General features: G+C 56.7%; 35 protein-coding genes, 1 tRNA gene and 1 pseudogene. 20 read left to right on the top strand and 17 right to left on the bottom strand.

The annotated features are described in order from the left end of the window. Positions 1-7 precede the first annotated feature (7 nt). The 14 genes from QP109_RS07545 (at position 8) to QP109_RS07485 (ending at position 7,347) form a co-directional block, all read left to right on the top strand. Positions 8-229 carry a hypothetical protein gene (locus tag QP109_RS07545; RefSeq protein ID WP_285024195.1) on the top strand — a complete coding sequence of 74 codons (222 nt, stop codon included), beginning with the start codon at positions 8-10 and terminating at the stop codon, positions 227-229. Positions 230-539: 310 nt separating this feature from the next. Then, positions 540-674 carry a hypothetical protein gene (locus QP109_RS07540; protein ID WP_285024194.1) on the top strand — a complete coding sequence of 45 codons (135 nt, stop codon included), beginning with the start codon at positions 540-542 and terminating at the stop codon, positions 672-674. A 2-nt stretch (positions 675-676) separates the two neighbouring features. Continuing rightward, on the top strand, positions 677-1,828 hold the full coding sequence (locus tag QP109_RS07535; RefSeq protein ID WP_285024193.1) for an ArdC family protein: 1,152 nt from the start codon (positions 677-679) through the stop codon (positions 1,826-1,828). Between the two features lie 402 nt (positions 1,829-2,230). Continuing rightward, complete coding sequence (locus tag QP109_RS07530; protein WP_285024191.1) at positions 2,231-2,479, top strand: ribbon-helix-helix domain-containing protein; 249 nt, start codon at positions 2,231-2,233, stop codon at positions 2,477-2,479. A 119-nt stretch (positions 2,480-2,598) separates the two neighbouring features. Then, positions 2,599-2,871, top strand: coding sequence for a hypothetical protein (locus QP109_RS07525; RefSeq protein ID WP_285024190.1), 273 nt, complete (start codon positions 2,599-2,601; stop codon positions 2,869-2,871). A 20-nt stretch (positions 2,872-2,891) separates the two neighbouring features. Beyond that, on the top strand, positions 2,892-3,044 hold the full coding sequence (locus QP109_RS07520) for a hypothetical protein (protein WP_285024189.1): 153 nt from the start codon (positions 2,892-2,894) through the stop codon (positions 3,042-3,044). 225 nt (positions 3,045-3,269) lie between these two features. Then, positions 3,270-3,557: a BrnT family toxin gene (locus QP109_RS07515; protein ID WP_285024188.1), complete on the top strand. Its 288-nt coding sequence runs from the start codon at positions 3,270-3,272 to the stop codon at positions 3,555-3,557. Beyond that, a complete protein-coding gene (locus QP109_RS07510; protein ID WP_229038061.1) occupies positions 3,550-3,780 on the top strand; it encodes a BrnA antitoxin family protein in 231 nt (76 codons plus the stop codon). Before QP109_RS07515 ends, QP109_RS07510 begins: the two co-directional genes overlap by 8 nt. 530 nt (positions 3,781-4,310) lie before the next feature. Next, positions 4,311-4,526, top strand: coding sequence for an antitoxin VbhA family protein (locus tag QP109_RS07505; protein ID WP_285024187.1), 216 nt, complete (start codon positions 4,311-4,313; stop codon positions 4,524-4,526). A gap of 1 nt (position 4,527) precedes the next feature. Beyond that, positions 4,528-5,295, top strand: a complete 768-nt coding sequence (locus QP109_RS09350) for a Fic/DOC family protein (protein ID WP_350224219.1) — start codon at positions 4,528-4,530, stop codon at positions 5,293-5,295. After that, positions 5,295-5,849: a recombinase family protein gene (locus QP109_RS07500; protein ID WP_285024186.1), complete on the top strand. Its 555-nt coding sequence runs from the start codon at positions 5,295-5,297 to the stop codon at positions 5,847-5,849. Before QP109_RS09350 ends, QP109_RS07500 begins: the two co-directional genes overlap by 1 nt. A 275-nt stretch (positions 5,850-6,124) precedes the next feature. Continuing rightward, positions 6,125-6,355 (top strand): type II toxin-antitoxin system RelB family antitoxin, encoded by a 231-nt coding sequence (relB, locus tag QP109_RS07495; RefSeq protein ID WP_195224627.1) that lies wholly within the window; start codon positions 6,125-6,127, stop codon positions 6,353-6,355. Further along, positions 6,342-6,611 (top strand): type II toxin-antitoxin system RelE family toxin, encoded by a 270-nt coding sequence (locus QP109_RS07490; RefSeq protein WP_195224626.1) that lies wholly within the window; start codon positions 6,342-6,344, stop codon positions 6,609-6,611. The genes relB and QP109_RS07490 overlap by 14 nt, the downstream gene beginning before the upstream one ends. Positions 6,612-6,966: 355 nt before the next feature. Then, complete coding sequence (locus tag QP109_RS07485; protein ID WP_285024185.1) at positions 6,967-7,347, top strand: hypothetical protein; 381 nt, start codon at positions 6,967-6,969, stop codon at positions 7,345-7,347. Between the two features lie 48 nt (positions 7,348-7,395). Here the strand turns inward: QP109_RS07485 and QP109_RS07480 are convergent, their stop codons facing one another. Continuing rightward, entirely contained in the window at positions 7,396-7,653 is a 258-nt protein-coding gene (locus QP109_RS07480; protein ID WP_285024184.1) for a hypothetical protein, read from the bottom strand. A gap of 531 nt (positions 7,654-8,184) precedes the next feature. Between QP109_RS07480 and QP109_RS07475 the strand changes: the two genes are divergently transcribed. Genes QP109_RS07475 through QP109_RS07465 form a run of 3 tightly spaced genes read left to right on the top strand, consistent with a single transcriptional unit; the run spans position 8,185 to position 10,959 of the window. After that, positions 8,185-8,601, top strand: a complete 417-nt coding sequence (locus QP109_RS07475) for a plasmid mobilization protein (RefSeq protein ID WP_285024183.1) — start codon at positions 8,185-8,187, stop codon at positions 8,599-8,601. Then, positions 8,598-10,550 (top strand): relaxase/mobilization nuclease domain-containing protein, encoded by a 1,953-nt coding sequence (locus QP109_RS07470; RefSeq protein ID WP_285024182.1) that lies wholly within the window; start codon positions 8,598-8,600, stop codon positions 10,548-10,550. The genes QP109_RS07475 and QP109_RS07470 overlap by 4 nt, the downstream gene beginning before the upstream one ends. Before the next feature lie 25 nt (positions 10,551-10,575). Continuing rightward, positions 10,576-10,959: a DUF4913 domain-containing protein gene (locus QP109_RS07465; RefSeq protein WP_285024181.1), complete on the top strand. Its 384-nt coding sequence runs from the start codon at positions 10,576-10,578 to the stop codon at positions 10,957-10,959. A gap of 47 nt (positions 10,960-11,006) precedes the next feature. Here QP109_RS07465 and QP109_RS07460 read toward each other — a convergent pair whose 3' ends face one another. The 9 genes from QP109_RS07460 to QP109_RS07420 form a co-directional block, all read right to left on the bottom strand. Continuing rightward, the gene (locus QP109_RS07460; RefSeq protein WP_285024180.1) at positions 11,007-12,068 is read right to left on the bottom strand and encodes a hypothetical protein; all 1,062 of its coding nucleotides are present in this window, start codon (positions 12,066-12,068) and stop codon (positions 11,007-11,009) included. Positions 12,069-12,083: 15 nt separating this feature from the next. Further along, positions 12,084-13,748, bottom strand: a complete 1,665-nt coding sequence (locus tag QP109_RS07455) for a TraM recognition domain-containing protein (protein ID WP_285024179.1) — start codon at positions 13,746-13,748, stop codon at positions 12,084-12,086. Positions 13,749-13,792: 44 nt separating this feature from the next. Continuing rightward, positions 13,793-15,124, bottom strand: a complete 1,332-nt coding sequence (locus tag QP109_RS07450) for a putative type IV secretion/conjugal transfer ATPase (protein WP_285024178.1) — start codon at positions 15,122-15,124, stop codon at positions 13,793-13,795. 143 nt (positions 15,125-15,267) lie between these two features. Then, on the bottom strand, positions 15,268-16,749 hold the full coding sequence (locus tag QP109_RS07445) for an SCO6880 family protein (protein WP_285024177.1): 1,482 nt from the start codon (positions 16,747-16,749) through the stop codon (positions 15,268-15,270). After that, positions 16,746-17,993, bottom strand: coding sequence for a collagen-like triple helix repeat-containing protein (locus tag QP109_RS07440; RefSeq protein WP_285024176.1), 1,248 nt, complete (start codon positions 17,991-17,993; stop codon positions 16,746-16,748). Before QP109_RS07440 ends, QP109_RS07445 begins: the two co-directional genes overlap by 4 nt. Continuing rightward, positions 17,994-18,755, bottom strand: a complete 762-nt coding sequence (locus QP109_RS07435; RefSeq protein ID WP_285024175.1) for a DUF8175 domain-containg protein — start codon at positions 18,753-18,755, stop codon at positions 17,994-17,996. Continuing rightward, complete coding sequence (locus tag QP109_RS07430; RefSeq protein ID WP_285024174.1) at positions 18,755-19,069, bottom strand: hypothetical protein; 315 nt, start codon at positions 19,067-19,069, stop codon at positions 18,755-18,757. The genes QP109_RS07435 and QP109_RS07430 overlap by 1 nt, the downstream gene beginning before the upstream one ends. Next, a complete protein-coding gene (locus QP109_RS07425) occupies positions 19,069-19,635 on the bottom strand; it encodes a DUF6668 family protein (RefSeq protein WP_285024173.1) in 567 nt (188 codons plus the stop codon). The genes QP109_RS07430 and QP109_RS07425 overlap by 1 nt, the downstream gene beginning before the upstream one ends. Before the next feature lie 718 nt (positions 19,636-20,353). Then, positions 20,354-20,560 carry a hypothetical protein gene (locus QP109_RS07420; protein WP_285024172.1) on the bottom strand — a complete coding sequence of 69 codons (207 nt, stop codon included), beginning with the start codon at positions 20,558-20,560 and terminating at the stop codon, positions 20,354-20,356. A gap of 2 nt (positions 20,561-20,562) precedes the next feature. On the opposite strand from QP109_RS07420, the gene QP109_RS07415 reads away from it, so the two are divergent. Together QP109_RS07415 and QP109_RS07410 are read left to right on the top strand one after the other, a co-directional pair. After that, positions 20,563-20,793 carry a hypothetical protein gene (locus QP109_RS07415; RefSeq protein WP_285024171.1) on the top strand — a complete coding sequence of 77 codons (231 nt, stop codon included), beginning with the start codon at positions 20,563-20,565 and terminating at the stop codon, positions 20,791-20,793. 16 nt (positions 20,794-20,809) lie between these two features. Further along, positions 20,810-21,082 carry a hypothetical protein gene (locus QP109_RS07410; protein WP_285024170.1) on the top strand — a complete coding sequence of 91 codons (273 nt, stop codon included), beginning with the start codon at positions 20,810-20,812 and terminating at the stop codon, positions 21,080-21,082. 68 nt (positions 21,083-21,150) lie between these two features. Here QP109_RS07410 and QP109_RS07405 read toward each other — a convergent pair whose 3' ends face one another. The 6 genes from QP109_RS07405 to QP109_RS07380 all read right to left on the bottom strand — a co-directional run bounded on the left by QP109_RS07405 (position 21,151) and on the right by QP109_RS07380 (position 25,103). After that, the gene (locus QP109_RS07405) at positions 21,151-22,212 is read right to left on the bottom strand and encodes a MarR family transcriptional regulator (protein ID WP_350224220.1); all 1,062 of its coding nucleotides are present in this window, start codon (positions 22,210-22,212) and stop codon (positions 21,151-21,153) included. 2 nt (positions 22,213-22,214) lie between these two features. Continuing rightward, complete coding sequence (locus QP109_RS07400; RefSeq protein WP_285024168.1) at positions 22,215-23,276, bottom strand: helix-turn-helix domain-containing protein; 1,062 nt, start codon at positions 23,274-23,276, stop codon at positions 22,215-22,217. Continuing rightward, positions 23,273-23,557 carry a hypothetical protein gene (locus QP109_RS07395; RefSeq protein WP_285024167.1) on the bottom strand — a complete coding sequence of 95 codons (285 nt, stop codon included), beginning with the start codon at positions 23,555-23,557 and terminating at the stop codon, positions 23,273-23,275. The genes QP109_RS07400 and QP109_RS07395 overlap by 4 nt, the downstream gene beginning before the upstream one ends. Further along, positions 23,554-23,772: a hypothetical protein gene (locus QP109_RS07390; protein WP_285024166.1), complete on the bottom strand. Its 219-nt coding sequence runs from the start codon at positions 23,770-23,772 to the stop codon at positions 23,554-23,556. The genes QP109_RS07395 and QP109_RS07390 overlap by 4 nt, the downstream gene beginning before the upstream one ends. Before the next feature lie 44 nt (positions 23,773-23,816). Further along, positions 23,817-24,746: a DUF7666 domain-containing protein gene (locus QP109_RS07385; protein ID WP_285024165.1), complete on the bottom strand. Its 930-nt coding sequence runs from the start codon at positions 24,744-24,746 to the stop codon at positions 23,817-23,819. Positions 24,747-24,827: 81 nt separating this feature from the next. Continuing rightward, on the bottom strand, positions 24,828-25,103 hold the full coding sequence (locus QP109_RS07380) for a MerR family transcriptional regulator (protein WP_285024164.1): 276 nt from the start codon (positions 25,101-25,103) through the stop codon (positions 24,828-24,830). An 80-nt stretch (positions 25,104-25,183) separates the two neighbouring features. Between QP109_RS07380 and QP109_RS09345 the strand changes: the two are divergent. Continuing rightward, a pseudogene (locus QP109_RS09345) lies at positions 25,184-25,396 on the top strand (helix-turn-helix domain-containing protein); the annotation flags it as partial. Between the two features lie 100 nt (positions 25,397-25,496). On the opposite strand, the gene QP109_RS07375 reads toward QP109_RS09345, so the two are convergent. Beyond that, positions 25,497-25,569: transfer RNA gene (locus tag QP109_RS07375), tRNA-Thr, on the bottom strand. Between the last annotated feature and the right edge of the window lie 179 nt (positions 25,570-25,748).

The following is a 25,748-nucleotide window of genomic DNA, read 5'->3' as shown; positions in this document are numbered from 1 at the left end:
TCCAACAGTGAGCTACATAGTACGAGCTGGAAATCTAGCAGGCCCCGTCAAACTCACCCTCAACGATGACGGAACCCACCACGGGCGCGCGGTCGTGATCGTAAACGACCGGGCTAAAGACCCAGAAACCGGCAAGTGGGAAACCGTGGCCACCACCGGGAGCCCAATCACGCTCGACATCGCGAAAGACATCTACAAGCAGATGACCTACCCCAACTACCTCGACTGACCAAGGGGAACACCCATGACCCGCACACTCGACCGGGCGACCCCATGCGAGACACGCAAGACAAGAAAGCGGAAGCGCGAGTGCTACTGCCACACCTGCCGAAAATGCTTCTCTTCGTTGGGCATCGCTCGCCACCGATCCGGACACCTCGACCGGCTGGAGGAGTGCCTCATCACATACTCGAACGGCGACACATACCGCCACTCGATGGCGCGAGACATGCAATGACTAGCACCTCAGCGCGCAGACATACCCCATAAACGCGCTGTAAGGCACCTAGAACGCGCGAACAACTAACCAGGAGATTCAAATGGAAAACCAATACACCACGCTAGAACTCGTAGAAACTCTCATTGAGCAGGTCGAAGCCCAGCAAGACCAGATCGAACAGCTCTCACAACGCCTCCAGGCTCTTGAAGCTCAAAGTGGCAAGGTAGGCAACTAATCATGGCCACCCGCAGCAAAGAAGAAGCCAAAGAAGAACGCGAAGCCAAACTCGCCAAAGCGCACGAAGAAATCGCCGCAGCCGCTGCCCGGTTCAAAGACACCCAAACATGGAAAGACATGCTGGACTACATGGCGAAAATGCCCCAGTACTCCTTCCGCAACCTCGTGTGGCTCCACACCCAAGCACACCAGCGCGGAAGCAAGGAATCCTCATTTGCTTCCTACACCGCATGGAAAAAGCTAGGTAGACACGTCCAAAAAGGAGAAAAAAGCTACCACGTCCTAGCACCCGTCACCTACAAGCTCCCCTTCCTCAAAGATGAGGACCGGCCAATAGACAAAAGCGAGCTAGAAAAGTACGACAAGAAAGACATTATCTGGAAGCCCGCCGTCACAGGGTTTACCGTGCGCCCCACGTTTGGCTACCACCAAACAGACGGCGAACCAATCAAAGGTAAAGACCTGCCCCAAGTAACCGGGCAGCGTTCCGAAGAGCTCTGGCAACGCGCTAAACAGATAGTGGCAGACCTTGGATACACCTATGAAGAAACCACGCGTCAAGCTCTTGGTGGCGCATACGGGGTAACAATGCGGCCGATGATCGAGGGGCAAGGTGAGAAAACCATCGCAGTAGCCACCGACGCACCCGAGGCCCACCAGTTCAAAACCCTCATCCACGAAATCAGTCACGCCCGACTCCACATGGGCCAGGCAGACGAAACCGGGAGCATGCACAGGGGGATCAAAGAAGTAGAAGCCGAATCATGCGCCTACCTGGTCAGTAAATACTTCGGCCTCGACACAGCCGAATACTCCACCGGATACATCGCCGGGTGGGCAGACGCAGACGAAAAAACCATCCTCGCCACCGGGGAACGGGTAATCCAAAACTCGAACTGGATCATCGACCAGCTCAACCCGCAAACCCCCAGCGAAGAAACAGTAGAAACTTTGCAGCGCACCCACACCAAGCAACAACAACAAGAACAATCCCAAACGGAAGAAGCACACGAAACAACACCCACACGCTCAAAACCACCACTACCCGGCATCGGAGAAGTCCCACAAATCAAGAAACTAGACCATCCAACCAAACACCCCACCCCCAGGCGCACACCACACCAAACCGCGAGCATGGCCATGCGCAGATAGGAAGCAGCTTAAACGCCACCCATTTTTCACCCGTTTTCAGACATAGGAATTAACCCCCCTAAGACCCATTGGGGGCGTATATTATCTAGCGCGGTATTATTTCAGGTATTATAATGGGTAATATCACGGGTGTTATTAGGGGGGTGTGGTGGTAGTTCATCCGAACGCTCTTAAGCATGGTTTGACCACGGAGCAGGTGCAGTCAGCTTGGGAGAATTATCTAGTTGGGGCTGTGCGCGTTCCTGGAGAACTGGAAGTGCGTATCGGTTTAACTTCCGAGGGGAGAGAGGTTGAACTCGTTGGCTCATTACTTGCTGATGGCAACTGGCTTATCTTCCACGCAATGACCCCACCTACTAAGAAAGTCCGCACCGAGATCGATAAGGCGTTAAGGAGAAGATAATGAGTGAATACAAGCTAGCTAACGGCACCACGATCACTGACGCAGACATCGATGAGCTATGCAAAGAGTTTGAATCAGAGTCATGGACGGGTCACTTAGAGCGTATCCACCACGGCCCGGCTGCTATTAGTGATGAGCAACTAATCACCGTTGCGGTGAAGTTTCCTAAGTCGATGGTCAAGGCCATAGACGACCAGACTAAGAACCGATCTGACTTCATCCGCAAAGCCGTAGCCGCATCCCTATAGGGGGTATCTATCCCCGCGCGATGCGGGGATAACCCCTACATGCTCACTAGTGGCACCACGATCACTGACGCAGACATCACTGAGCTATCAGAGCTCACCGTTGAAAGAAAACACTGATTATGAACACTGCTATGTACGCCCTGAGCGCGCTTCTCCCGCTCGTGGACACGACTCCGACTGTCCTTCCGAGTGAAGATTCTTTGCTCTGGATAGTCACATGGTGGGGCGGGATTATCTTGGCCCTGGTCGTGACCAGCCTCATCGCCTGTGTTATCTCGATGGCAATCGACGACCCTCGTGGCGAGTGCACGGAAGCAATTGCCACGCTGGTCGGTATACCCGCAGTCCTGGTTCTCTTCTTTCTGTTTGTGGGATCGTTGGCAGGTTCTTGAGTATCTGACGATAAAGAAACGTGACGGGCGAATCCGATACAAAGCCGTCATACACGCCGTTGGGACGCTTTATGGTTCTGGGCTTGTTGATTGTCGGAATCGCAGGCACCTCCTTGTACGCGATCAACCATAAGAGTGATGCCACCCAGACTGGTCAGAGCGCGACCTCATGAGAGAGCGAACACGACTCTGCCTATCTCGCGAGGCTGAGACCTAGCCCGCGCCTACTATGGTGCACCTCGATGAGTGCGTGCATTATCGAACCAGCTTGAACGCCGGCCATTTTCACCTCGTTTCAGCCTTGGGGTCAAACACCCTAGACCCCTATGGGGGCGTATCTTGTCTCGAATGCTTTCTAGTTCTTCCTTTTGTGTACGTTATATGTATATAATATGTATGTGTTTTTTGAGTGGGACGAGCATAAAGCTGCGTTGAATATCGTCAAACACGGGGTGAGTTTTGACGCTGCTGCAGAAGCCTTTTCAGATCCGTATGCGCGCGTGACCCCTGATATTAAGCACTCAGATGATGAGGAACGTTTTTTCCTAATCGGAATGGATCTTCAAGCTCGTGTTCTTACGGTGTGCCATTGTGAACGTTACGGTGGAGAAGCTATAAGAATTATTTCAGCGAGAAAATCAACGAAAACAGAGTCTCAACAGTATTGGAGGTATCGTCATGAGTGATGTGAAAGACGTTCTAGATATGCCTGCTGAAGTAGACTTTTCACACAGCCAGCCAAACCCTTACGTTGGTAAGGTTCGCCGTCGTATCACAATCAATATTGACGGTGAAACGCTGGACTATTTCAAGGCAGAATCAGCACGTACCGGTGTTCCGTATCAAACAATCATCAATATGTATTTAAGCGAGTGCCGAGATCAAGAAAAGCACCTTGCCTTTGCCTAACTAAGAGATTTCCCTGTCACCCGGAGGAATTCGCTTCGCTCATCGAGCAGCCAGTCGCCGAAACATAAGTCGCCGCGCCCCTCTAGGGGAATATCTAGCCCCTACGACTTACACTCCAGACGAGCGTGCATTATCGACCGATAATGCACACCACAACTACCGAAACAAGAAACCGCGTAAAACCAAGCAAACAAAACGTGCAAAACTAGCGCCCAAAACCCGACCCGTGCAGAACCACCAACCATTGAGTAACGCACGCGCCCGCGATAGAATTAAAACAATACGGGGAGGCATTATGAGTGTGTCAGTACAACCGCGATTAGTAACTCAAGCCGCAGTACGCGAGGCCATAGCATTTGCTGACGCTGCGCTCGCTTTAGCTGGCCACACTGTTACTGACGCCTACATTAGAGATTTGCTCGAGCAGTGTTTATCTGGACAAATCAGCGACGCTGAATACATCGCCCTAGCCACCCAGCATATCGACCGCACGCGCACGCGATAGAATTAAAACAATACGGGGAGACATTATGGACACTTTCGACATCGAGCAACGTTGGCCTGATCTATTCGAAGGTCTTGAGCCGTCACAACGAGAAATCGTCCTAGACACACTCGCCTTGGGTTGGCATGAAGGCAATGAACCAACTCGGCGCGTTGTCAAGAACCTAACCGACTACATGCGCGGGGAAATAAGTGCGGACGAGTATCTAGCGCGCGCAATTCCACTACCCGCCAACGCGTGAAATGCCCACATCGTTTGACTCTTGGGAGTCGTACTTCTATCCAGAGACGTATGACTCTGCCACCAAGCAGGGAGTTTTGCGAAACCTACTTGGGTGCCAAAGCGTGGAGCAGCTTAAACAGACGGAATTCGAAGTTTCTTCACTACGAATAGCAGCTCTGCGAACCAGCCCGACATTAGTGGCGCACACCTTTGACGCACAGCATGTACGAGCCGTCCATAGGTACATCTTTCAAGATATTTACGAGTGGGCGGGTCAGTATCGAACAGTGGGGATGGTAAAGGGGTTTTCGTCGTTTGCTGATCCAACCATGATTGACCGTTACTTAAACGACATGCATAGGAAAATCACGCAAACTGCGTGGAACACGCTGGATAAAACAGGCTTTAGCGCGCAGATCGCGACCGTTTACGCCCTACTTAACCAAGCCCACCCTTTTAGAGAAGGTAATGGCCGAGCAGGCAAAGCCTTTCTGCACCACGTTGCCCAACTATCCAATTACACGTTGCAGTTCGACCGTGTCACACCTCGCCAATGGAACCAAGCGAGCGCCTTATCTGGCCCAGACCTTGGCTCTTACGAAGTAGTGCCCGACTCGCTCATTCCAGTCTTTGAGCAAATATCAACCCCAAAGGCGACCGTTCGCCCACCCTTGCCCGGCATTGGAGAGGTCCCGCAGATTAAGAAGCTGGATCACCCAACTCGGCACGCCGCGCCTCAACAGCGTCAAAGCAGGGGCAGGAGTCACGGTTATGGACGGGGGATGTAATGAGTCTTATTGGTTATGCGCGCGTGTCTACTCTGGAGCAGAATCTGGACGGACAACTAGACGCTCTCACAAAGGCTGGGTGTAGTCGTATCTTCACTGACCACGCTTCGGGAGCTAAAACCATGCGCCCCCAGTTAGACAAGGCGATGGACTATTTGCGTGAGGGTGACACGCTTGTGGTGTGGAAACTCGACCGCTTAGGCCGCTCACTGCCCCACCTTGTTGAAGTTATTGCGGACTTAGATAAGCGTGGCATTGAGTTTCGCTCTCTTACCGAATCGATCGACACTACTACTCCGGGCGGACGTTTGGTGTTCCACATGGCCGCAGCCTTTGCTCAGTTCGAGCGCGACCTTATTAGAGAACGAACCCGAGCGGGTCTTGCTGCCGCGCGCTCCCAAGGACGGCTTGGAGGCCGGCCCGCGCTCATGACATCTGAACGGTTAAAGACCGCTAGAGCCATGCAAGAAAACGGCTCTAATAACGCTGAAATTGCCAGGGTACTCGGCGTTAGCCGCTCCACCGTCTCAAGAGCCTTAAACCCTCATAAATAGTTAAGACCCTCGCTAATGCCTGAACTTATGCCCGCTAGCGCAGGGAGTAGATAAGCTAAAGCTCTGGTCATCGGCGTCATCCTTATAAGCGGAGCGTCAACGGCCAGAGCAACTAGTAAACAGTTTATATCTACTCTTAGTTAAGGTCCACCGCCCGTCGCACCTCATCGCATTTCATCGCTCCAAGAAAACAGGACTGGCTTTGTCCGGCTAACCATTAACAAACAACACAGATTGAAGTACTATGTACTAAAAGGTGTTAGGGGGCAGTAAACATGGCTTTTTCAATCAGGCTTAGCGAGAAAGAACGCAAGCTAGCCACAAGCTATTCGCACTTGCACGGGATTTCTTTAGGTGAAGCATTCAAGCAAGCACTGTTCGAACGTATCGAGGACGAATACGACGTACAGATAGCCCAAGAAGCACTCAACGAGTGGGCACGAGACGGATATAAAACAACTCCCATAGAAGAGTTCTGGGAGGAGCTTGACAATGAGCAGGTATGATGTCGAGCTATCCGATCGATTCAAGAAAGAATTCCGCAAGCTCGATGGATACACGCAAAAGATAATTCGAGGCTGGATTAACAAAACTCTTGTTGAAACCGATAACCCGCGTATTCACGGCAAAGCCTTAACAGGCAATCTCGCTGGCTTATGGCGCTATCGCATCGGCGACTATCGACTCATCGCCGAAATCAAAGACGATAAGCTTTCTATCTTGGCTATCTCCATCGGGCACAGACGCGAGATATACCGCTAAGCAAAAACGGCTAGGAAGTTTCCTAGCCGTTTTTAACGTGATTTGGCCACGCGGTGCGTGGCCTTGTTTCTTTTGTGCCACTGGTGGTGGCAATTGTGGAGCGCGTGAGCGCGCACTCTTCTTGTCTCCGGGGTTTTTCCTGCTGGCTTTCGAGTCTACGTCGCGCGGTCTGCCCGTCAAACGCTGCGCGTTCAAATGGGCGCGGGCTTTCACGGCATAAACCACTTCGTTTTTTATTCCATGACCCGCGCCCACTTGCCGATGGTGACGGGCAGACCTTGTCCGCGACTTGTTGACTCCGTGCCAGCCGGCAAAAACAAAGTCACAACCGACACAGCACCTGGAGGGAGTCATCATGGATAGGGACTTGGCGCTATTAAAGGAGCGCGTAGATGAGTTCATAACCAAACTAGATAGTTTGGTTCAGTCGGATTGCTTGGAGGAGTTGTCTGAATATCTTGACGATTGTTGGGACATTGAGGTTACGTTCAACATGCAAGGAGAGTTCAATGGGTTCAGCTTAGCGGTGGCTCTTGGTGGGCCGAACATTTACATCTCTTACCATCGTTGCCAAGCCGTGGCAACGATTAGCGGTTCGTGGGGAACGATCAACTATCAAGACTGCCTTGGCGCTGATGTGAGCGATGCTCTCTGGGATGCAGGAGAGCATTTAGCGGAACAGGCGACATACGCGATCGAACGCCGCAGCCGCAACCCGTGGTCACACGTGGCATAAGAACAGGGGCGTGCTAACCCAAACGGGTTAGCACGCCCCTTGTTCTTACTACTCGTCCTTAAAGAGCGCGCTTGATGGGGGCGCGTCGATCTTCTTGACCTTGGGTAGTTTTGCTACGTCGAAGAATCCGGCTACGTTGAGGTCGCGTGTGGTCCAGCCCGTAGCAATTGCCGCCTTGTATGCGTTCTTGTATGAAGATACGACTGCTTCAAGTTGGATCATCGCAGCACCGAGGCTACGCACTGCGTCCTCTCGGTTCTCATCTTGGTTTAACAGTTTGGTCACTGGGTCGAATGGGTTTGACATTCAAAGTTTTCCTTTCACTTCACAAAAAGCCACGGGTTAATGGCTTCGCCCGTTACGTAGGTTGTGCGCGCACACATGCGCACAACCACCAGACCAAACCGAACCGAACTCGCAACGCGGTCACCCGCGCGTAGGCGGCCGCTATCAAGAGTGATCGTGTCTCACAGCGAAGCGGTGCGCCACTGCGCTTCACCATCGCAACGACAGGCGTAGCCACGCACCTCAACGTCGCAACGCTAGGCGCAACCGTGCCCCTCGCCGTCGCACTCGCGCGCGCTCCGCGACTCGCTCCGCTGCTCATCGCGGACAGCGGTCAAGCCACATTCATGTAGCTTGCACCCCAGGCCAATCAAACGCACACGGTGCGTTTCCCTCGCGTCCTAGCGCACACGACAGTGTGCGCGGTCGCCCGGGAAGCAAGCTATATGATACTGGTACCAGTATCAGGCTTGCAGGTAGACACGTGGTTCTACCTGGTGCACACTAGGAGTGTGATCCCTTCGGGTCGCTACGCTGAGGAGACTGTGAGTGATGAGCGAGTCGGACAAGCCGGGTGGGCGTCGCGTTGCACCGCGCAATGTTCGGCGCGCGCCTAGATCGATCACTGGTGTTCAGCGTTCGTCGTTGCGTGTTCACCTCACAAGTAAAGAGCGGGCGTTGCTTGAAGCTAAGGCGAACAATCAAGGCTGGTCCTTGTCTCGCACTCTCGTCCACACTGCGTTGCACCCAGCTTCGGTACAAGAAATTGATACCGACAATCTTGGCGAGGTTATTGGCGACTTGCGTGATTACCGTCGCAAGCTGACCGGCTTGGCTAACAACCTCAACCAGCTCACTCGCTACGCTCACGTCAAAGGGGAGTTGCCTCAACATATTGATTACGTGCTCGGCCAGGTTGAGCGTAGCGTTGATGAGATCAACTATTTGCTTGCGAGTGTGCGCCGATGATGCCCAACATTGTTGATGGTGGCGACACTGGTGGTCTCATGCGCTACCTGGTTGGCCCAGGGCGCGCGAACGAACATGTCGAGCCGCACCTAGTGGCTGGCTCAAGGACGATCATGAACCGGTGGGGCGACTGGTCAGAACTGTCGCTTGCTCAAGCAAGCGAGATAGCGAACTATCTCGACTCATTCATGCACGAGACCGAACGCTTCGTGAGCGGACCTATCCGCAAGTTTGATCCTGAAATGGGTAAGACACGCGTCGCTGATTACGGTCCAAACCACGTGTGGCACTGTTCTTTGTCCCTGTCCCCCGATGAGGGTCCATTGTCTGAGGACAAGTGGGCGGCAATTGCACGGGACTTCATGGACGAGATGGAGTTCACCGCAGCGTCAGGCAAGGCTGAGTGCCGGTGGGTGGCAATCCATCACGGCACGTCTAAGAACGGTGGGGACCACATTCACATTGCCGCGAACATTGTTCGCGAGGACGGCACGAGGTGGAACTCGTGGAACGATCAACCACGTAGCCAGCGCACGTGCAACACGCTTGAGCACAAGTACGGGCTACGCATTGTTGAGTCGCGCGAACACGCGCGCAGCTCCAAGTGTGACAGCGCTCAAGCACTCAACGCTGCACGGCGCGCGGGCAAGCACGTGACCGACCGGGCCGCGCTTGAGTCACGCTTGCGCGCAGCATCTAAGGCTGCGACTAGCGAGGTGGACTTCATTGCCCGCGCCCGTGGCCTGGGCGTGAGGTTACGCCCACGCTTTGCTAAAGGACGCACCGACGTGGTGGTGGGCTACTCGGCTGCGCTACACACTAAGCCGGGCGTCAAGACGCAATGGTATGCGGGCGGTTCCATCGCGCGTGACCTCACGCTTCGGGCGCTGCGTGATCGTTGGCCAGACACTATCGAGTCCGCCACTGACGCGGTGGGCGCGTGGCAAGACGCATGGAAAGGTATGCCCCTGTCAGGCGGACGCCGCTCATACACGAGGGAGGAATGGCTTGGATACAAGCGCGGCCTGGACATCTACCGCGACCAGCTGAGCAACGTTGATCCAACTGACCGGCTTGGTCTTGCTAACGCCACTAACGATGTGGCTGGGCTACTCGCAGCCGCCGCACAGCAACCAGACTTAAGCGATGAGATGAGAGGCGCGCTGGACTACTGCGCGCGCCAAGTGGGGCGTAGCGGGCAACTCAAACACCGGCCCGCACACAAGAGTGGGACAAGCCCGTGGGTTGTCCTTGGAGCGAGGCTGCTCAGCACCGCTGTTACTCCAAAGAACAGTGAAGTCTCCTACGCGCTTGCCCTAGTGGCAACAATGGAGCTAGTAAAAGCATTGGCCGACCTATACCGGCAAGCCAGGCAGGCCAACACTGCGGCCGCAATGCTGCGCGATACGCAAGCAGTATATGAGAGGGTGCGCATGGAAGCCCCCTATCTGCAAGCCACTACGCAGTTGCAGGCCGAGCCGGTGCCTTTGCAACAAGACACGCTACCAGCACCCACGACCACACCGGAGCCGCCACTTTCACCTGAACAGATCATCGAGCCGGCAGTGGCGCGGGCCAGCGTAGGTGAAGAGGCGGAGATTGAGCGTATCCGACAGCACAACCCCTGGCTTGCCACTCCCCAAGGCTTTACCACTCCAACAGAGCACAATGATAGTCGCACTAACCATAGTCACCGCGATTACATGAGCGAACTACGTCAATCCCTATTCCAAACCCCGGCCCAAGCCCAGGCAAGCGAGAACCAGGGCACGCAACAAGAACAAACCTCCACGAGCGGGACAGACGCTAGTGAAGCAGGTAAACGCTCCAAGCCGCCGCTACCCGGTATTGGAGAGATCCCGCAGATTAAGAAGGTAGACCATCCAACCCGTCACCCGAACATGCCAACTTGGCAGCCACCCGAACGGGGGCGCGGCCTCTCCCGCTAGTGCGCGCACAGTCCACGTAGCGGGTATGAGTGAAGAAGTAGATACCCCTGGCCTGTACTACCCCACCGTGGACGTGTTCGTACGTGATTTTCTTGTGCGCATCTACGAGCGCGCCCTACCTAAAGGGCGGATGACGTGGTGTCCGCAATGGTGGAAGCATGACGAAGCGGTCTACCGCTTGCAAGCCTTATGGCTTGCCTGGGAGCACATGCGCGTCCACGACGGGCCGCTAGCAGCTGCGCAGTGGCTGGTGAGCTACGCTGACCCAATCATGGCGGTACTGCTCGACAATGACGGTCCCTTCAAAGGCTGTAGCGTCGAGGGCGGGCATCGCGACCTGCGCCCTCACCCCGATGGGGAACTACCGTGCGAGCCAGCCGCTCCTGACATTATCCAGCCGCGCGAATAATGACGAGCGGCCGACACTACCTAGTGTCGGCCGCCCTCTCACTCGGTCTACATGTGGCGGGTCTGTACACGCACCGGCGTCTTAGCTGGCACGCGCGCGGGAGTAGTGTTCGTCTTACCGCTCTTGCGCGTGGCCGTCCTAGCGGGCTGGTGTAGTCCCGTGTCGGCAGTCATCGCCGCGCGCACCGCCTGCGGGTCTGCTCCCTGATCGAGCAAAGACTGGGCGTGTGCCTGTCGGGCCTGCATCGTATCCCACGCCGCCTCAGCGCTGCGCCCGGCCTGCTTGGCTTCGCTCATCTCTTTCACCGCTGCACCTTCTGCACCCTCGCTAGACTCGCCCGCCTTGAGCTCCTGCCTCGCCTCGCGCCCTTCTCGGCCTTCAACGCCCGCCTGACGCTGGGCGTGAGCGGCCATGCCAACAGCTTCGGCGTACATCTGCTCAGCTGCTTGAATGTCGGGATAAATATCGCGCACCCGCTGGGCGATGTGAGCGTCCCCGTCTAGCCACTGGGATAAGTCTTTTTGCCAGAGACTATTGAGCCAATCCGGGGCAGTGTCCTTCTGCTCTTGCACGTAGTCCAAGATCGCCTCGGCCCGAACGCGACCCACCATCTGATAGTCCCCGTCCTGATAGGCCCGGTACAACACTTCTTGCACGGCCGGTTTTAACTCGGCCGCGTCCTCCCCATCGAGCACGGGAGCGTCCTTCAGTGCCTCGTCCACGCTGGGAATATCACCTGGTCTTGCCAGCGGGCCGCGGGCGTCAATGCCCCACCGTTCTTTAGCCTCCCTCTCACACCTGCGCGCAGCTAACTCTGCCTGGGGGTCAATATCGCTAAAACGGCGTGCCACCCCGTAAACGTAGGCTGCGTCATCTTCGACGGCGGTGTGCCACCACTTATCGTCAAGGGCTTGAGAGTAAACCTTTTGCGCTAACAGGCGCTCATCCTCAATCGCCCTTCGCAACGCTCTCTCATGGCCGGCTGAGGATTGTTCAGCCTTGCGTAAGGCTTGTTCTCTGCGCATGGCCATGAAACGGCCCACCGCCATCGCTACCCGCCATGCGCGCACCATTTCCGCGCTGGTCTCATTCAACACGTGATCTGCCATAGTATTCTCCCTTAACTACTTGCCCGGCTGATAATCTTCCTGGTCCCAAAACGGGATCAGTCGCACGAGGGTGGCTACCGCGCCCGAAGCGAACACCCACGCCCTGCCCTGGGGGAGAGCCTGCAAGTCCGACACGGTGGCAATAGGCCTTTGCTGGGATGCCTTAGATGTTGAATACGACCTGCCCTGAGAAGAACTTGAAATCTGGGTAGAGTCCACCCAATGTGTACCAATCAGTTCTGAGAGGTTGCGCAAAAAGTCTGGCTCTGACACGCCACCGCCATACACCTTCACATTCGCGGCCGACCAAAGGGCCTTCATGCCCTTATCGCCCCACACTCGCTCACCCTGACTCCACGACTGCAACACCGTGTCAACGCAGAGCCCGCGAGAACCAAAATGGGAATACTGCGAGGGTAGTTCGTTCCACCGACACACATTCGCCGCCTCGTCCAACTCGATCAGCATGGGAGTAGCCAACCTGCCGCCCGCCTGGCTCGTGGCGTAGGCCGTGGCCGCTTCAACCACGGCCACGGTAAGCGGGGTGACAATCTGGGTTGCACTCCCGCGTCCTTCTTGCGACAAGCAATACAAGGTTTGCTTGGTCTTAACGAACTCGCTTGGGTGAAACTCAGGCACACCCTCCACGGGGGTGACCCAACGCATGAGGCGCGTGTTATTCAAAAAGTGCATGATCCGCACCGCGCAACCATACACACTGCCGCGCGTTTCAGTGGGCAGACCCATAAACCCTTCCAGGCTAGTAGTAGCCTTGAGCAGATCATCTCGCACATCTTCTACAACACTCTCGCCAGCGAGCTTGCGGAGCAACAGAACCGGCTCATCATTAGTCTGGTCAGCCAACCACGTGTGCAAAACCGTAATTGGCTTGCCTGCCGTGGCGGCCGCTAACAGCATCGGGGCAATCAGTTGGCACGCCCACTGATCCCACATGTCGTTACCGTCCTTGTTCGACACGTCCTCAGCAGATAAAAACATGTCCGCCAATGCGACTGCCTGCACATAATCAGTCACGTACGATAAGGGGTTCCACCACCATGACTGTTCCTCCCCAGCGAGACCTTGGGGGTCAAACACCCACGCTTGTTCACCCGTGGCCCGAGCCCGGCGCGTGCGGGTCTTATCTACTATGTCGCGTTTGTTCGACGTGGCCACAACCGCGCCAGGAGCAGCGAAAATGCGGGGCACCACCCACGAGGTGGTCTTACCTGTACGCGGCCCTGCAATCGTGATACACACGTCCTCAAACGATGACATGACCGGCATGTCACCAGCCACGGTGCGACCTACCGGGAACCCGGTCGCGCCCTCAACGCCTAAAAGCTTCGCTTTAGCGGCCACAGCCGCCTTCGTGATCGGCTCAATATCTTTACCCCTACCAGCCCACTGCGCGGCCTCATCACCGCGCCTAGAGCGCTTAGAGCGGCGTGGAAGTGCCAGAACCAGACCAGTAAGGACAAGGATGAGGAGGGCAACGCCTACCCCGCCAATCCACCAATACACTTCGCCGGTCGGGTCAAGCCGGCCCTGAAACACCTCGATCATGAGAGTAAACGGGTTCCACGAAACCCCGTCTACCCCGCGCCAGAGCGCCCAAGCGTGTGCGCCACAAGTGATAAGCAGACTGGCCACGGCCACAATGGCGATAAAGACCGCCATTAAAACAGTGGACGGCTCCCACGTGGATACATCATCGCGCACACTCATCTTCTCTTGTTCCACCTTTGGTTCGTATCCGACAAGGCCGCCTCCCCCGCTACGAAACGCACCTGGAACGGTGTGCCCGGAGCGTTCGAGGTTTTCAACATGAACTTGCCCATGCCAAGAGGCGGGGCATCCCTACCCGTGGTCGGGTCATACGTGCCCGGAGCATTCCACGAGGTCAGCATCGACTTTTCCTTCTCAGTCAAAGAAAACACACCCTCCAACAACTCCATCTCACGGGCAGGCAGACCACCCAAAAACAGCATTTTCGACCGCTCAACAAACCCCAAGGCTTTCAGCCGGTCTGCCGGGGAAGCCAGAGCATTAAAATCTGCCATCGAGTGCGTGACCATCAGCTGGCCCACACCAACCGTGCGGTTCAGACGAGTAAGAGAGTCAATACGCTCAACCAAGCCCGATGAGGCGCGCAAAATACGCCACAGCTCATCCATGACAATCTTGTAACGCCGACGCGGAGCAACACCCGCATCAGCCAGTGTCTGCGCAATCTCCACGGTCGCAAACCCGTACGACCACGTAGCAAGCAACAACGCGGCCTGTAGGTCCTCTGAGGCTTCCTTAAATGCGGAAACGTCAAACACTACGGAACGATCCATCATCATCGGCGTTGTAGTCTCCACCGCGAATAGACCGCCAAAGCGGCCCGACAACAAAGCCATGAGCGAGGCTTCCAAGCTCTCGGTGACCGTCCGGTAGTGGTTAATATCGCCGCGATCCAGTGCGGCTGCGCGGAGCTCATCTGGAGCATCGCGCACAACCTCCAAAAGGTCAGCCAACACTACTGGCCGATCATAGGTCTCCAAAATACGGATAGCCTCGTCAACAATCGTCTCCTCCCTATCTGAAGGTGGCGTGCGACGAATAATGTGGATGAGGGAGCACACCATGTCTTTCTTACGCTCATGGGCTGCGGCCAAGAGCTTGTCACGATCCTCAAACTTGCCTGCCGCTTCCAACAACTCCACGGCCTCACGGACGTTGCCAGCATCGAGTGGGTTAATACCCGCACCACCATGCTCAATACTGATGACTTGCCCACCAAGAGCTTCAATCAACGCCACATAGTCTGGCTTAATATCGCCCAGAACCATCGTGTGCACCCCGAACCCGGCTGAAGCGGTAATCATGCGCCGAACCAGCGAAGACTTACCCAAACCGTTCAAACCGAGCACCATTGCCGAAGGGGCACTAATCAAACCGCGCTCAAACCATGAGATTTCGTCGGCGCACACTGCTCCCCCACCGTGCAAGGCCCGACCAAGGGGCGCTCCCACTAAAGCCGTGTTCGACCCCACGATGAAAGGGAACATGCCACACACTTGTTTCGACGTGGCGCGCCACGGCTGGATCAGCGGCTGATTAGCTACCGTGCCAGAACCAGGCTTGCCCCTACTGCTAGTAGTGGTAGAGCTGGTGAAAAGGGCTGATACCAGGTCAGTTACAAAAGCCACGCCTACCAGCCTCCAGACAATGCCTGCGAAGCCGGGCGAAGCCCTAAAGGTAGGCCGAGTGCGAACGCGCTATCCTGCGCGCCATAAGCTGGGCGCACCAAAAGACGTGAAGAAGCGGCCAACGCCTGGACTGCGCTCGACGTGTCCTCGAGCTCATCGGCGCTCGTTGTGGCGCTAATAATCAGCGCGAAATCTAGCAAGCCCGCACCTGCTGCCTCCTCATCGGCCACCTGTTGGGCTGCGCGTAGCTCCCTGCGCGCAGTAGCGGTAGGCCGGGGCGTGTTCTCCACCCTTGCGGCCGCGCGGTTCACATCCGCATCCGCCGCCCCTGGGGCCTTGGCCGCGTCCAAAGGCCGGTAAATGATCGTGACGCGCTTGCGTTGCACGTCACGAGACGGCTCTAAAATCTTGCGTAGCACGCCAGATTGGACGTATCCGCGCGCGGGCCTGGACATCACCCACGTGCGTGAAAGACCAGAATCGTGCCGGTAATGATCCCACTGGGCCACAGCTCTCATAGGCCCGGCATCTTCCCACGTCAAAGCAACGTCCTCACCAGCATTAGCTGCCTGCTCAAACAAGACTTCACTCGCCGGATCAAACGCCACGCGCGTGAGCTGACACACCTCACGCGCGGTCAAAAGATGCACCCCGCCCGCGCCCGTGCCCATCAGCGTTTGAGTAAGACCCGGCAAGTCCGAAGAAATACGTGAAACAACGTGCGGACGCTTCTTAGCCGAAGCGCCCATCTTAGACGGGTCAAACGTGAGCGTAATCCACGCGCGCACCCTCGCCGCACCCTGCCCATAATCATCGACCACACGGGTCAGAATCTGGCGGGCTACCAGCGGGGCCTGATCGCTCATGCGAGCACCCACCTCGCGGCGAAGCCGATCCCCACTATCAGGAATCGTCTCCACACACACACTCGCCTGAGCCACGCCCATTTGCCCGCCCAAATCACCAAGCCACATGCCCCACAATGCCACCTGGTGATCCACCGTGTCCTGATCGGTCAAACCGCCCCCCTCAGGTGAAACAGACATGACCACGCTCAGCGTGCCATCACCATGCTCAACCAAACCATAGGGACGCTCATAAGAGTCCTTATGCTCACTCAAACGCGAGCCGTACAACATTCCAGGTAGGTGACACTTACCCTGCGTTGGATCAACCGCAAGACCACCAGAAGCATGAATGTTCGACTTCCTACGCGCCGCCCGCCGAAAACGCATCTTTTGCCTCATCCTTTCTAAAACCGACACTCCGTGCACGTCGCGCGTAATCACAAGCAACACTCCGCCTGCCCACGCCACGGCGACAAGGGCTGCCACCATCACGCCTTTGGACATGGCCACCACCGACACCACGGCCAGGCCAAGCAAAACAATCAACGACTCACCAAAACCGAGCTTGCCAAGCCCTGCGCGACGTGGAACCCGCCAGTTGCCGTACGTGCGAACCTTTACCGCCTCATCACTCACCACTGAGCCTCCTGCCCACCACTCGGCCCGCCACCAGCCGTATCTGCCGCCTCACTCGCACCCGATGGGGCCTGCCCGCCCGCGCTAGGCGCAGCATCTTGCCCGCTAGCACCCGTCTGGCCACTAGCTCCAGACGGGCCCGCTGCGCCGTCTTGACCGTTAGACCCAGAAGCTCCCGCCGGACCTGAAACACCAGGCGAACTATTCTCGCCGCCACCAGGCGAACCACCCGAAACCGCGCCATTGAGCGCCCCGTGAGCTGATTGGACTGCGCCAAGGGCAGCACCCGCTAATTCGGTAGCGCCACCACTAGCAGCCGCACCCGCGCCCCTGGCGACCGTCATCGCGCCAGTAGCCAAAACCGCGCCCGCACCAGCACCAGCGCCAGAACCGCCACTACTGAGCGCTTCAGTGGCTGGAACCATGAAAGTAATCAGTGCGGGCAACGACAATACCGCCAAAATCATCATGATTACCCCGGTAATGAAACGAGTAAGCTCATCACCATCACCAACAGACCACGACTCGCCCTGCACCAGCTTGATCGCCACCGCGTAAATGATTGACGCGGCCGGTTTGAACATTAAAAACGCGAAAAACCAGGCGATGATCTTGCTCAGCCACGCCCGACCCCACTTGGTAGAAAACGCTCCCGCCGCCACAGGCATGATCCCAACCAGCAAAATCAGCATCGATGAGCGGATAAACATCATGCCAATCTGCACCAGGTTCGCCACCAGCGCACCCAAGCCGCCCACGATCAAAATCGTTAGCCCCAGGCCACCGTTAATACCAGTGACGTTGAGAATCTTGACGCCAAACTGTCCTGCATCACCATCTATAACCAAGCCAATAACCCACGTGGAAAACTCATCTGAGGCCTCCACCAGTAGCTGGCCGGCACCAACAGAAACACTGGAAACCAAAGCGAGAGCTAACAGGGCGTGCAAGACGTTCATCGCCCCCTCACCGCGCTTAGAAAGGGCCAAGTGAATACCAGCGACCATAAACGAGCCGATAGCTAAAGCCAGTACGAGGAGACGAGTGGTGGAATGGATGAAACCAACCGCAGAATCGGCTCCAGTCAGGCTAGGCGTGCCAACGCCTATCCATACCGTGCCCACCTTCAACAACGTCGATGACACGTCCTGAATGATGTTGAACGCCCACTGGGCAATAATGTTCTCACTCGCCTCAGTCGCGGCCTCGCTAATTTTGCACGATAACTCCCAGAAATGACACATTTACGCGCCCCACTCCACGAACCCCTCTAAAGGCAGCGAATCAATAATCCGCTCACCCCATGAATCAGTAGACGGAGCCTCCACCTTCCAATCCCCGCCGGCCCACACCAGCACCACCGGGAACCCCATCATCTTGTCGGGAGAGGCCACGGGTGAAACAGCGAGAACCACCATCGCGTTATCAGGGCCGCGATCTTCATACTTAAACCCGTGAATCATCACAGGCGAACCAGTCTCGCCCTGCCACTGAGTCTTAATCTGAGACTCCAACCGATCCCGGTTAGGCCCTGTGGCCATGAGCGTAGGCACCACCTCATCGAGGCGTTCCTTCGATGAAAACCACGTGACGAAGTTAGCCGACGCAAGAATCGCTCCAGACGGGGTGTGTGCAAAACAATGCGAAACGCCCTCCGTTACGCCCGGCCCATACCCGTCAACATGTGGCACCTGAATACGATCGCCAACATCGATCGGCACAGACGGCAAGGCCCCAGATGGAACCACCTGGTCATGAGCTGTAAGCCCGCACACTGAATCAGACTCAGGTAGCCCCGCGTCCTCGACCAGGCCAGACTGGGCCTGGCCCCCACTTTCCTGCCTAGTAGATGAGACTTCAACAGGCTTATCACCGCCGGCATTGCTGGCGTTCTCGCGGGTAAACAATAAGAACGCCAACCCCACAATCAAAGCGACAAGCAGCAAGGCAGAAACAATAAACCCTGGGCGAACCAGACTATTAACAGCCTTTTCTTCCTCCGCCATCACAGCAGTGCTTTCGCTAAAGGCGCAGCCGCTGCGATCGCGACCGCGCCCATAATCACATACCCGATACGGCGCACGTTCTCATTACCCATGCCACGCTCATTAGAAGCCGCGAGCATAATGCCACCAATAATGAAGCCCACAATCACCGTTGCCCCGGCAATCCACATCAGCCAGGTCAACACCGTCTCCACCTTATCCGCCACGCCGGGGGGAGCCACAGGAACCGGGTTGAGCTCCAAACCGGCCAAGCCAGCTACCAAGCGTGCCTTACCCGCACCAATCAGGGCAGTACCCCTAGAAAAAACCGTCATCAGACTTCCTTTCCAATCACAGACAAATCTTTCAAAACCTTGCGAACCTCACGCGAGGTGGGGGCCTCCCACGCCAGTTGGGCGCGCCACGCGGCCTGGAATGACACCAGCCACACGCGCGGAAACGCCCCCTCTATCCGCTTACGTAGCTCCACCAGCTCTTTAACTGGCCTGCCCGGCGCGTCCGCAGACAACACCAAGCCCGCCAACTCCACGCGCTCTACCTGGCCAGAAGCCCACTGGATAGCGGCCGACTGCGCGGCCCGAAGCCCCACAAAACTATTGCGAGCCACCACCACCGCGCGAGTAAACCCACTCGGATCAGGCCAACCCACGCCAGCATCGCCAGCGCCAAGAAGCCTCGCCCACGACGTGGCCCCAGCCCCACCATGAGCAGCAACCACCCACAGCGGACACTCCTGGCCGGAAGCCGAAACAATCGGCAACCCGCCCGTCATCGACACCTGTGCACCCGGCTTCCACACCCGCGCCCGCACCGGCCTTTCCGGCGCACCCGACTGCACAGGCAGGGCAGGCGGGCTAGCCCACGGATTTGCTTCACTCATGTGCGCTCCCTTCTACGTACTACGTAGAACGTGCGCACACACCCAAAACAAGGACGAGAAATGACCGCCTGGCCACCCATCACCATCACCCAAAACACTGACGGCACCATCACCATCGCCAGCGCCGGCATCACCCAAGCCCAACTACCACCAGGACAAGACGCACAGAGGCAAGCCATGAACGTCGCTGCCTCCATCGCCAAACACTACGGGCGCACCCTCCCCGTCACCGCCAGCGGCCCAGACGGCACCTACCACATGAGCATCCACCCAAACGGAGACATAGACACCCACCACACCGACAACGCACAAACCCCCACCACCGACAACGCCAGCAATGCCGCCAATGCCAGCAATGCCGGAGTTGCCAGCAACCTTGCCCGCGACGAACTAGACCACACTCAGCCCCTGCCCCAAACCCTGCACAAACAAGCCACCCTTCCACCCCAAAGGCCACCAGAGCCACAAAGAATAGAAGAAACTATTGCCCCAGAACCTCAAGGCATTAACAGAAAAACGCCTCAGGAAAAAGCAGAACCTGCAACGCACAACCCAGGTGACAGCAAGGATAAGCCGGCCCGAATCAAACGGTTAAAGCTCATCGTGGCCACACTCATCATCCTCATGACGCTAGCGGTCATATTCAGTGTGCGCATGCTACAACCAGGTGGCGGAAAACCCAGCGAACCAACCGGGCAGCCAAGCGCGCCGGTTTCAACTACAGAAACCGACAAACCCACACCCCAGCCTGAGAGGTGGCCGCAATCAGCACCCCAACCAGAACCTGCACCCACGCCGGAACCAGAACCAGCACCAGCACCCGAACCAGAACCCACACCAGCACCCTCGCCAGAACCAGCACCCACGCCGGCTCCAGCACCAGCACCAGCCCCAGCACCTGCTCCGGCTCCTGCTGGAGTGACATCAATGAACACCTCGGTAAACACCAGCGGAGGCGGAGCCGCACACTTCGCAATCAATCTTTCAGGCAGCGGCTACGCCACATGCAGCATCAGCATCGGCGGAACCGGTGGGGCGGCAAGCACCTCAATCCCCGGCACCGCATACGCCACCGTTAGTGGCATCCCACTCGGCACACAATCATGGACCACCAACTGCGACGGACTCACAAACTCGGGCACCATCACCATCTACTAACCGGAGAAACCAACACATGCAACAACTCGAACACCACAACGAATACATCGTCACCTTCGAGGGCACAACCCCCGACCAGGCCGGAAGTAGATACTTCATCGCCCACGACTACGCCACAGCTCAAACCGTGGGAACACAACTGGCCTACCAATACGGCTTTGACCCAAACGAAAACAGAATCTTCTACCGCATCCTCATCACCGTCGCCACAAACACGGTCGAAGTAGGACAAGACACCAACTACGAAGAAGTCATCCAACAAATCAACGACGAATTCAAACCCCTATAAAAACCAAAAAGCAGAGTGCCAAATTGGCACTCTGCCCACACTCCCTATAGTGGCACGCGTCACATTAACTAGGCTGCGGGGGTAAGAGCCTCAACCACCTCGCGAGCCGCTAACGCTAATGATTCATCATCAGCATCCAAAATACTACCCTTCACGCCACGGCGAGAGCCAACTAACATCGTCATCCACGCCCTGCCCGCATCCGGGCTCACACCAAGATCAGATAAACGCGGATCAACACCAGCTGCCCGGTGCCGCCTTGACGCATCACTCACCGCCAGTTCAGCCACGCGAAGCGTGCCCGCCCACGCCAAGGTCTCACTCATACCCGCATCGATCAAGGCCTCAACCAGTCGAGCAAGCGGGCCGGAAAAATCATCGACCGACACCCACACATCAGAATCCTGACCCATACCAGGACGCAAACCCATCTCAGGCATCATCGCTGGCTCCACCAGCTCCTCCACGCCAGAAACATCATCACGAGCAAAACAACGCCGGTTCACAATCGTTGTCCACACCGCCCACGGGCTCAAAGCCTCAACAAGTTGCTCAGTGCACGTTATCGCCACCTCCCACGCGATCCCATACGTGTCACACGCCGCTTCGGAATACGACATGCCCGAAAACTGCATACCCCTTGAAATCGCGCTAGAAAACTGGCGCGCACCCACCTGGTGCAACGTCGCCGCCAAACACTGAGCCGCAGCCCCACGCCAACCCTCAGACGCGGCCTGCTCAAGAGTCCTGCGCAAACCCTCATTATCCGAAATACGCAAAGCCACAGCACTCTCACAAGCCTCAACCACCGGCTCAACCGCTACAGCACCCTCGCCAGCATCATCACTGACAATCGCTTGGCTACGAGTAGTCACCCAATGCAAAACAAACCTTGACGAAGCCTGCTTACCGCCCCGATAGCGCATCTTTCGAGAAAGCACGCCGCGCTCCTCCAACCCAGCTAACGCGCGAAACACGCTACGGCGCGCCACGCCCGTAGCCTCCACCAGGTGCTCAACCGCGCAAATCACCACGCCCCGAGCATCAGCCAAACGGGCAAGCTCAAACAACACCAGCGACTGCGACGGGGTTAAGCCCTTCACGCCTCGCGCCCACACCGGCCACGACATACTCACGCCGACTCACCACCCAGCAAGACAGCGTGACGCTCCTGCGCCAAATGCAACTGCTCCACGCGAGACGCCTCCGGGTTCTCACACACAACCTGGCTCCACGCCTGATCCCACAACGGATCAACATCCCCAGGCTCAACCAAGGCCGCAAGAGCCTCAATGCGCTCTTGACGCGCGCGCTCTGCCTGGCGCTCACGCTCACGACGCACACGCGGATCCTCATCCGCGCTACGCGCCGGGGGTAGCCCATTGAGCACATTCGCCCGAAGCCTGTAACACACCAAACGCGACAAACGGCCAACATTGGGCGGCAAAGCCTGATCCATCACCTGGCGAATCTGGGCCGGTTGCCAACCCGCGTCCACGCACTCACGCAACAGTCGCGCCACCGCAACAGCGCCCGCAGCATCCAACACCCTCAAGGGCGGTGGCAGGCACTCCGCGATCAACTCCGCATCCGCCTCCACCAACGGCGAATCAATCTCGACTTCCACACCAGACCCAACCGAACCAAAAAACTCACCCTCGCACCCCACAGGCGCTTCCTCCTGTGCAGGTTCGGTTTGGTTAGGTTTGGTTTGGTGGTTCTTAATTACGGTTCCTATATTGCAAGGGGACACCCATGACCCCTTGGTAGGGGTCACGGGTGTCCCCTTGGGTACTTCATTTGACCCGTCATTCCGCAAGGGGTCAATTTGGCCCTTTGCCGGAATATCAACGATTTCGCCACTAGCGCTATCGCTAGGGGCCAATTTGACCCTTTGGCGACTTAGCGCAGAAAAGTCCCACTCTGCACCTACATGAAGTCGATACAAATTAGCCATACGACCACGAGTGGACGATTGCATTTCCACATCGATCAAACCAGCATCACGCAACGTCGCGATATGGCGCTTCACCGACCGAACCGACATGCGGGACTTACGAGCAAGAGTCTCCTGCGAAGGCCAACACGCGAAGCCATCATCGTTCGCCGCGTCCGCCAAAGCTAGAAGCACCATCGTCTGCGACGTGTCTAGACCCTCCAGGCCCCACACCCACGTCATAGCCTGAATACTCATGGCAACTCACCCCCCACCATCACCTGGCCCAACCTGGGAAAGCGCGCCGCTTCAATATCCGAGCAACCCAGATCGATAAGCCCACGCTGTTGAAGACGGACCAAAGCACCTTTCACATCATCAACACTTGAACACGACCGGCGAGCTGGACGCTCAAGCGAGCGCAACAACACCCAGCCGTCCTCACCAGCATCATCAGCCAAAGACAACAAGACCATCTTTTCGAGCACATCAATACCGTCGGTTAAACCAAACGCCCACTCAATCGCTTCAACACTCACAACACGCCTCCTAACAGCAAGCGGACCGACCAACAGCCCGAATCAGACCACCGCCGAGCCTCAATAAGACCCGAACGCTCCAAAGAAGAAATCGCCGCCTCCACACGAGACAAACTCAAACCCGTCACACCCGACACCAACACCGGATCAACACGAACAGCACCATCGCCATCCGCCTTCCACGCCAAACGAAGCAAAACCAACTTGTCACTCAACCGGCCACACTCAACCCGCCAAGCCCACTGAACAGCCTCAGCACTCACCGGGTGCCACCCCCAACCGGGGAGCCATCGACCGTAACCTCACGCAACACCCGCAAACGCGGAGCCTTCGCCTTCGCCTCGTCGATAGGGCGCAACTCTTCTACAGGGCAACACACCTCAACAAACCGAGACTCTCCCCCGTAGTAGGCGTTAGCCATCCACGGGGTCGGCGACACGTGCAACCCGCCTCCGCACTTGTTGTTGTCCACCCAGTTCGCGGTGTCGTCAACGACGTGTCCGATCGGGTAATTGGTAAGCCGGTAGTAGTGCCCAGCGTTTAGATCAGCGTCGAGGGCTTTATAAAGGTGAGCCTGCCCGTCTTCATCAACCTCAACAAGGTGCATTGCGCACCACGTTTCAGGGTCATTGGCGTCAATTGCGGTCATGTCGATAATGACCCCGCCTTGGTGTGTGACGTTCTTGGAGTTGACATGAACTGGGACGCATGTCCCGGCCTTGACTGTCGCGTCGTCATATGCCGCGACAGACACGCGATCCCACGCCTTGACTGTCGCGTCGTCATATGCCGCGACAGACACGCAGTCACATGCCCTGACTGTCGAGTTGTCATATGCCACGACTGTCGAGTTGTCGAGCGCGCTGACCGTCGAGTCACCATATGCCACGACTGTCACGCAGTCACATGCCCTGACCGTCGCGTTGTCGAACGCATTGACTGTCGCATTTTCAAATGCCCTGACCGTCACATTCCCCGATACATCGACCACCGCGTCGCCAAATGCCGTGACCCTCGTATCGCCCGATACCTTGACCATCGCGTCGCCCAATACCTCAACAGCCTTACCGCGCGAATCCCTGATCTTCAGCCACACGCCCCTAGGCGAACGAATAACGACCTCATGACACTTAGGTTCGGCTAGAGCCTCGTCCAACTCCTCCTGCGTACACACATGCACGGTAATCATCACGCCTTCCACGCCAAACGAAGCAACACCAACTTGTCACTCAACCGACGACACTCAACCCGCCAAGCCCACTGAACAGCCTCAGCACTCACCAAACCCACCGCCAGACGCAGAAAAACAAGGCAGCACCCGATCTTCCGGCAAAGAACCAGCAGCATAGGCAGGCTCTCTATAGACCGGCAGACTCTCTATCGCTTCGCGCTCAAAGAACACCCTTCCGTTGGGAAGCCGCACTGACGCTATCTTTCGATCACGCGCCCACCTCAGAAGGCTTTGAGCGGATGTGTCCGGAAGCAGTTTGGCAGCTTCTCCAGCCGTCAATAGTTCATCATTGTTGTTAGGTTTATTAACGTTCATAAATGCAGATTAGCTCGTTAATACTATTAACGCAAGTGAACCTAGTTGCGCCTATTAAAATACTTTGATACAGTTAAGGCATGAACCTAAACAACCAAAGTGCTGGTCTGACACCTGCGCAAGCGACGGGCTTAACCGTCAATCAAATTATGTTCTACCAAGGTGTAACAAGGGCTGAGTTAGCTAAGCGAGTAGGCTTATCACGCCCCTCAATCTCGCTGAAAATAGCTGGCGAAGTGGGATGGTCATTGGACGACCTGCTCTCCGTTGCCAGCGCCCTGGGAGTGACGCCCCAGTCGCTATTGCCACAGCATGACGAGAGCGGAAATTGGGTGCCTGCGCCATTCGTCCCCGGATATGCGAAAACCCCCGCTCTCGCGGGGGCTATCTCAGAGCCACCTGTGGGAATCGAACCCACGACCTATTCATTACGAGTGAATCGCTCTGCCGACTGAGCTAAGGTGGCCTGTCCGCAATCCTCACAGGGGCGTTCGGACAACGGTATAACCATAGTGTGCGCCACGGGTTTGCCGCAAATGACTACCCAGATTAACCGTTTGGATATTCCGGGTTAAACGACAAAATGTGTGTGTGAATCTCTCGATTTATGGGCCCTGAACTGGGTTAACGATGAAAATATATGCT

The sequence above is a fragment of the Pauljensenia sp. UMB9872 genome (genome assembly GCF_030212665.1).
Classification (GTDB): Bacteria; Actinomycetota; Actinomycetes; order Actinomycetales; family Actinomycetaceae; genus Pauljensenia; species Pauljensenia turicensis_B.
Note: the sequence above shows the minus strand (reverse complement) of the source record. Positions and strands in the feature narration are given on the sequence as shown.